This is a genomic window from Mycobacterium sp., assembly GCF_049683355.1.
Taxonomy (GTDB): domain Bacteria; phylum Actinomycetota; class Actinomycetes; order Mycobacteriales; family Mycobacteriaceae; genus Mycobacterium.
This window is the reverse complement of sequence record NZ_JBAUJB010000230.1, coordinates 1-6,326: the sequence shown is the minus strand read 5'-3', so window position 1 is coordinate 6,326 and position 6,326 is coordinate 1. Positions and strand designations below refer to the sequence as shown.

Here is a 6,326-nt window from a genome sequence, read left to right as displayed (position 1 = left end):
CCCGCCGCCGCGACCAATAGGGAGAGTGGATCAGCCGGCCATGAACGTGTTGTAGGCCGACGCCAGCTCACCGGGGAGCACGGTGACGTTGCAGTTTCGCTGGACGTCGCCGATCGGTGCCAGGATGTCGCGCAGCTCGTAGTACTCCGTCGAGTTGGCGGTGAAGTAGCCACGCAGGTTGGCCTCGGCCTCCGGCCGCGGCTGGTTGAACGCGGCGGTGACAGCCTGGTTGGCGCCTGGATGAGCGTCGAGGTACTGCCGCGCCTGACCCGTCACCGAGCTGACGGTGCCGGAGACCGCGCTGGCGCTGCACTGGTCGGCAGGCTGCGCGGTGGCGGCGGGGGCAGCGATGGTCGCTGCGGCCACGCCCCCGAGGCACGCTGCACCGATACCGGCCAGACTGCGACGCACGGCGATGTCGTTGAAATTCATTGTCGATTGGTCCTTCGGATTGTGATTGTTGCCTGATGTCCCCGCCCGAAATCCAAGATAACCGCGATCAGAAGTGCTCAAAGGCGGTCACTGATCGCCGAATTGGCAACGCGCCCAGCGTTACAGCGTCAGCAGTGATGTTCACCTCAGATTGGGTTGGATTCGGTATTTCGATCGCTGAATCGGACACGAAACCGTGAAAGTTCTCATGATTCGCCGCGAAGTCTTAATTGATCGTGATCTGCGTCGTCATCGAATTGTTATCTGCGGGGCCGCCAAATTGACCGCATGCGTGCCGAAACCCGCGATCTGTGGGAGACGACGTCCACCGCCCGCACGATCAGGCGGTTCACCGACGAACCCGTGGACGACGCGTCGTTGCGCCGCTGCCTGGAGGCGGCCACCTGGGCGCCGTCGTGGCCCGTGCTGCCGCGCACGCATTGCAGGTGATCGAGCCCGTCTACGGGATGACGCGGCCCGCGGCCGATGACCACAGCCGCCAGGCCCGCAATAACCGGGCCACGTACGAACTGCACGACCGTGCGGCGGAGTTCACCTCGGTGTTGTTCACCCAGAAGCGGTTCCCGACGGCCTCGGAGTTGCTGCTGGGCGGCTCGATCTTCCCGGCCATGCAGAACTTCCTGCTCGCGGCCCGGGCGCAGGGCCTCGGCGCGTGTCTGACCAGCTGGGCTTCCTATGACGGCGAGCGGGTCCTCCGCGAGGCCGTCGGAGTTCCCGACGACTGGATGCTCGCCGGGCACGTCGTCGTCGGATGGCCGCGAGGCCACCACGGCCCGCTGCGACGCCGGCCCGCTGGCCGCCGCCGTCAACCTGGACCGATGGGACGCTCCGGCGACCGAGCTGGTGGCGCGATAGCGTGGTCTCCGTGAAGTTGGACCTGCTGAGCCCCGGCATCGAGGTGGGCCTCGTCACCACGAACCTCGAGGCGATGGTGGCCTTCTACGAAGGATTCCTGGAACTCGAACCACAGGGTGAGATCGAGTTCGAGGGCGGTTCCCAGCGGCGCTACTCGCTGGGCGGCAGCGTGCTCAAGCTCGTCACCTACACCCCGCCGCCCGCGGCACCGGCTGCACCGGGGGGTGGCCGGGCACAGGCCGGCCTGAGGTACTTCACCATCGGGGTCAACAAGCTGAGGGCCGTCGCCGAGGCGTTCGAGGCCTCCGACTACGAGGTCGTCGAACCGCTTACCGAGTTCGCGCCGGTGCCGGGGATGGGCTGGATATTCGTCGCCGACCCGGACGGAAACTGGATCGAACTGTTCGGGGTCCTGTGACGTGAGCTTTCACCCGAATCCACCGGGCACGCCGCCGCAGACGCCGACCTGCTACCGCCACCCCGACCGGCCGACCTACGTCCGCTGCACCCGCTGCAACCGTTTCATCTGCCCGGAGTGCATGCACAGCGCGTCGGTCGGCCACCAGTGCGCCGACTGTGTCGGCGCCGCCGCGCAGACCGTGCGCCCGGTCACCACCACGTTCGGCGCCCGGCAGCAACGGTCCGGCACCCCGGTGGTCACCTATGTGCTGATCGGCATCAACCTGGCGATGTTCGTCCTGCAGACGGCGTCCACCGGCTTGGAACGCGCGCTGGCGCTGTGGCCGCCCGCTGTCGCCGACGGCGACCTGTACCGGCTGCTCACCTCGGCGTTTTTGCACTTCGGAATGGCACACATCGCCTTCAACATGCTGGCGCTGTATTTCGTCGGCCCGGCGCTGGAGCAGGCACTGGGGCGGCTTCGATTCAGCGCGCTCTACCTGCTCAGCGCGCTGGGTGGGTCGGTGCTGGTGTACGTGCTCACGCTGAACGCACTGACCGCCGGGGCTTCCGGTGCGATCTTCGGGCTGTTCGGCGCGACGTTCGTGGTGGGGCGCAAGCTGAACATGGACGTTCGCGGGGTGGTCGCCATCATCGGGCTGAACCTCGTCTTCACGTTCATCTATCCGCTGTTCACCTCGCAGAACATCAGCTGGCAAGGGCACATCGGCGGGCTCGTCACCGGTGCGGTGGTGGCCGCGATCTACGCCTACGCACCGAGCAAGCAGCGCAACCTGGTGCAGGGCGGGGCGACGGTGGCGATCCTCGTGCTGTTCGTCGCGCTGATCTGGTGGCGTACCGCCGACCTGCGCGCGATGTTCGGCATGGGCTGACCGAGACCACTAAGCCCGCGCGGCCGCTGGACTATGCCTGCGCGGCGGCGAGGGCCTCGAGTACCGCCAGATGGTCGTCGACCGTCCGCAGACCCGCTCCCATCGTGTTGACCGACAGATGGGTGGCACCGCGGTCGGCCCATGCGCCGATCGCCGCGGCGACCTCGTCCAGGTCGCCCTGCCAGGTGACGCGACCCTCCATCCCGACCTGCGACGGATCTCTGCCGGCGTCCCGGGCGGCTGCGTCGACGATCGCCTTGGCTTCGTCGAGCGCGGGCCCGGGCGCCATCATCGGGAACCATCCATCGGCCATCCGGCCGGCGCGGGCGAACCCCGGTGGCGCCGCAGCGCCGATCCACAGCGGAATCGGCCGTTGTACCGGTAGCGGCGCGATGCCGGCGCCGGTGACGCGGTGGTAGCGGCCCTCGAACGTCACCGACCGCTGCGTCCACAGCAACCGGAGCAGCTCGAGCTGCTCCTCGGATCGTTTGCCGCGGTTGGTGAACCGCTCGCCGAGTGCCTCATACTCCACGGCGTTCCAGCCCACGCCCACCCCGAACCGCAGTCGCCCGCCGCTGAGCAGGTCCACCTCGGCGGCCTGCTTGGCCACCAGCGCCGTCTGCCGCTGCGGCAGGATGATCACGCCGGTGACCAACTCCGCGGTGCTGGTCAGTGCAGCCAGATAACCGAGCATCACCAGCGGCTCGTGGAACGTGGTGTCGATGTCGTAGGGGCCCGCCCAGCCCCGGTGCACAGCCGGGTCAGCCCCCACGACGTGGTCGTAGGCGAGCACGTGGGTGTAGCCGAGTTCCTCGACCCGCCGGCCGTAGGCACGCACCGCCCCCGGGTCGCCGCCGAGTTCTGTCTGCGGGAACACCACACCGATGCGCATACCTGCAGCCAACCATCCCGGTGCGGAGAATCTTCCGCGACAGGGTATGAAAGGAAGGATGCTGGGCCTACCCGACCGGATACGCGCGTGCCTGTTCGACCTCGATGGTGTGCTCACCGACACCGCCAGAGTGCACCGGCGGGCCTGGAAGACGATGTTCGACGAGTATCTGCACACCCGCAGCACCCAGACCGGGGAGCCGTTCGTGGCGTTCGACGCCGGTGCGGACTACGAGACCTATGTCGATGGAAAGCCCCGCGAGGACGGTATCCGGTCGTTTCTGGGCAGCCGCGACATCACCGGAGAGGAGGCCGACGAGGCCGCGGTGACCGAGTTGGGCAGCCGGAAGAACGAACTGTTCCTCGAGCACCTGCGCACCGACGGGGTCGAGGTGTTCGAGGGATCCCGGCGGTACCTGCAGGCCGCTGCCGAAGCAGGCCTGCGGCGCGCCGTGGTGTCCTCCAGCGCCAACACCCGCGAGGTCCTCGAGCTGACCGGTCTGGACCGCTACGTCGAGCACCGCGTCGACGGGGTCACGCTGCGCACCGAGAACATGCCGGGAAAGCCTGCCCCGGACGCATTCCTGCGTGCCGCGCAACTGCTCGACGTCACCCCGGCGGAGGCGGCGGTGTTCGAGGATGCGCTCTCCGGGGTGGCTGCGGGACGAGCCGGGAAGTTCGGCCTGGTGGTCGGAGTCGACCGCACAGGACAGTCAGAAGCGTTACGGCACAACGGCGCCGACATCGTCGTCACCGACCTCGGGGAGCTGCTCTCGCCATGATGATCACCGACGAGGCGTTCCCCGTCGAACCGTGGCATGTCCGGGAGACCGAGCTGCGCCTGGAACTGCTGCCGCAGACCGAGTCGCTGTTCGCGCTGTCCAACGGTCACATCGGGATGCGCGGCAACCTCGACGAAGGCGAACCCCACGGTCTGCCCGGCACCTACCTCAACGGGTTCTACGAGATCCGCCCGCTGCCGTATGCCGAAGCAGGGTACGGCTATCCCGAAGACGGCCAATCGGTGGTGGACGTCACCAACGGCAAGCTGATCCGGCTGCTCGTCGAGGACGAGCCGTTCGACATCCGGTACGGCGAATTGCTCTCGCATGAAAGAACTCTCGACATGCGCGCGGGCACCCTGCTGCGCACTGCCGAATGGCGTTCACCGGCGGGCAAGCAGATCCGGATGAAGTCGACGCGGCTGGTGTCGCTGTCGCAACGGGGACTGGCCGCCATCGAGTACGAGGTGGAGGCGGTCGACGACGTCCGCATCACGGTGCAGTCCGAGCTGATCGCCAACGAGGACCAGCCGGCGCCCTCCGACGACCCGCGGGTGGCTGCGGTGCTGGTGAATCCGCTCGAACCGGTGCGGCACGAGGTCAGCGACCGCGGCGCCGCGCTGATCCACCGAACCCGCGGCACCGAGCTGATGGTCGCCGCCGCGATGGATCACGTCGTGGAGGCGCCCGGCCGCGTGGAGGTCAGCGGCGACGCCGGCGAGGACTGGGCCCGCACCACGGTGGTCTGCGGCCTCAAGGCCGGCGAACGGCTGCGCATCGTCAAGTTCGTGGGATACGGGTGGTCGAGCCTGCGCTCCCGCCCGGCGCTCGGTGATCAGGTGGCGGCCGCAATCGCCAGCGCACGCTACACCGGGTGGCAGGGGCTGCTGGACGCCCAGCGCAGGTACCTCGACGAATTCTGGGACTGCGCCGACGTCGAGGTCGACGGTGACCCCGACTGCCAGCAGGCGGTGCGGTTCGGGCTGTTCCACGTCATGCAGGCCAGCGCCCGCGCGGAGCAGCGCGCCATCCCCGGCAAGGGGCTCACCGGGACCGGGTATGACGGTCATTCCTTCTGGGACACCGAGGGATACGTGTTGCCGGTGCTCACCTACACCGCACCCCATGCGGCCGCCGACGCGTTGCGGTGGCGGGCGTCGACGCTGGACATGGCCCGCGAGCGCGCCGCCGAACTGGATCTGAAGGGCGCCAGCTTCCCGTGGCGCACCATTCACGGCGAGGAGTGCTCGGCGTACTGGCCCGCCGGCACCGCCGCCTTCCACGTCAACGCCGCCATCGCGATGGCCTTCGAGCGGTACCGGGTGGTGACCGGAGACGAGTCGCTGGAACAGGAATGCGGCCTGGCGGTGCTCGTCGAGACCGCCAGGATGTGGCGATCTCTCGGACACCACGACCGCCACGGCGCCTGGCGCATCGACGGGGTGACCGGACCCGACGAGTACACCGCGGTGGTGCGGGACAACGTGTTCACCAACCTGATGGCCGCGGCGAACCTGCGGGTCGCCGCCGACGCGTGCACCCGCAACCCCGACGCTGCCGCCGAGTTGGGAGTGGACACCGAGGAGACCGCCGCCTGGCGGGACGCCGCCGACGCGGTGCACATCCCGTTCGACGAGGAACTGGGCGTGCATCCGCAGTGCGAGGGCTTCACCACGTTGCGCGAATGGGATTTCACCGAGAACACCCGGTACCCGCTGCTGCTGCACGAACCGTATGTGCGGCTCTACCCCGCACAGGTGATCAAGCAGGCCGACCTCGTGTTGGCGATGCAATGGCGCAGCCACGAGTTCAGCCCGGAACAGAAGGCCCGCAACGTCGACTACTACGAACGGCGGATGACCCGCGACTCGTCACTGTCGGCGTGCACACAGGCCGTCATGTGCGCCGAGGTCGGTCATCTGGAGCTCGCCCACGACTACACCTACGAGGCCGCGCTGATCGATCTGCGCGACCTGCACCGCAACACCGCCGACGGCCTGCACCTGGCTTCGCTGGCCGGGAGCTGGACCGCGCTGGTCGGCGGATTCGGCGG

Annotated in this window: 6 protein-coding genes and 1 pseudogene; 5 read left to right on the top strand and 2 right to left on the bottom strand. The window is 68.3% G+C overall.

Features of this window, described 5'->3' with window-relative positions; all coding sequences use genetic code 11:
- Positions 1 to 30: 30 nt before the first annotated feature.
- Complete coding sequence (locus WA944_RS13870; protein WP_526371137.1) at positions 31 to 432, bottom strand: hemophore-related protein; 402 nt, start codon at positions 430 to 432, stop codon at positions 31 to 33.
- Between the two features lie 288 nt (positions 433 to 720).
- Between WA944_RS13870 and WA944_RS13865 the strand changes: the two are divergent.
- The 3 genes and pseudogenes from WA944_RS13865 to WA944_RS13855 all read left to right on the top strand — a co-directional run bounded on the left by WA944_RS13865 (position 721) and on the right by WA944_RS13855 (position 2,600).
- Positions 721 to 1,308: pseudogene (locus WA944_RS13865) on the top strand (nitroreductase family protein).
- A 10-nt stretch (positions 1,309 to 1,318) separates the two neighbouring features.
- Positions 1,319 to 1,726, top strand: coding sequence for a VOC family protein (locus WA944_RS13860; protein WP_526371135.1), 408 nt, complete (start codon positions 1,319 to 1,321; stop codon positions 1,724 to 1,726).
- 1 nt (position 1,727) lies between these two features.
- A complete protein-coding gene (locus WA944_RS13855; RefSeq protein WP_526371133.1) occupies positions 1,728 to 2,600 on the top strand; it encodes a rhomboid family intramembrane serine protease in 873 nt (290 codons plus the stop codon).
- Between the two features lie 31 nt (positions 2,601 to 2,631).
- Here the strand turns inward: WA944_RS13855 and WA944_RS13850 are convergent, their stop codons facing one another.
- Positions 2,632 to 3,492: an LLM class F420-dependent oxidoreductase gene (locus WA944_RS13850; protein WP_526371131.1), complete on the bottom strand. Its 861-nt coding sequence runs from the start codon at positions 3,490 to 3,492 to the stop codon at positions 2,632 to 2,634.
- Positions 3,493 to 3,550: 58 nt separating this feature from the next.
- Here WA944_RS13850 and WA944_RS13845 point away from each other — a divergent pair, with 58 nt between their 5' ends.
- Both WA944_RS13845 and WA944_RS13840 read left to right on the top strand, forming a co-directional pair.
- Positions 3,551 to 4,273 carry a beta-phosphoglucomutase family hydrolase gene (locus tag WA944_RS13845; RefSeq protein ID WP_526371129.1) on the top strand — a complete coding sequence of 241 codons (723 nt, stop codon included), beginning with the start codon at positions 3,551 to 3,553 and terminating at the stop codon, positions 4,271 to 4,273.
- A partial coding sequence (locus WA944_RS13840) for a family 65 glycosyl hydrolase (RefSeq protein WP_526371127.1) occupies positions 4,273 to 6,326 on the top strand: 2,054 nt, incomplete at its 3' end. The genes WA944_RS13845 and WA944_RS13840, both read left to right, overlap by 1 nt.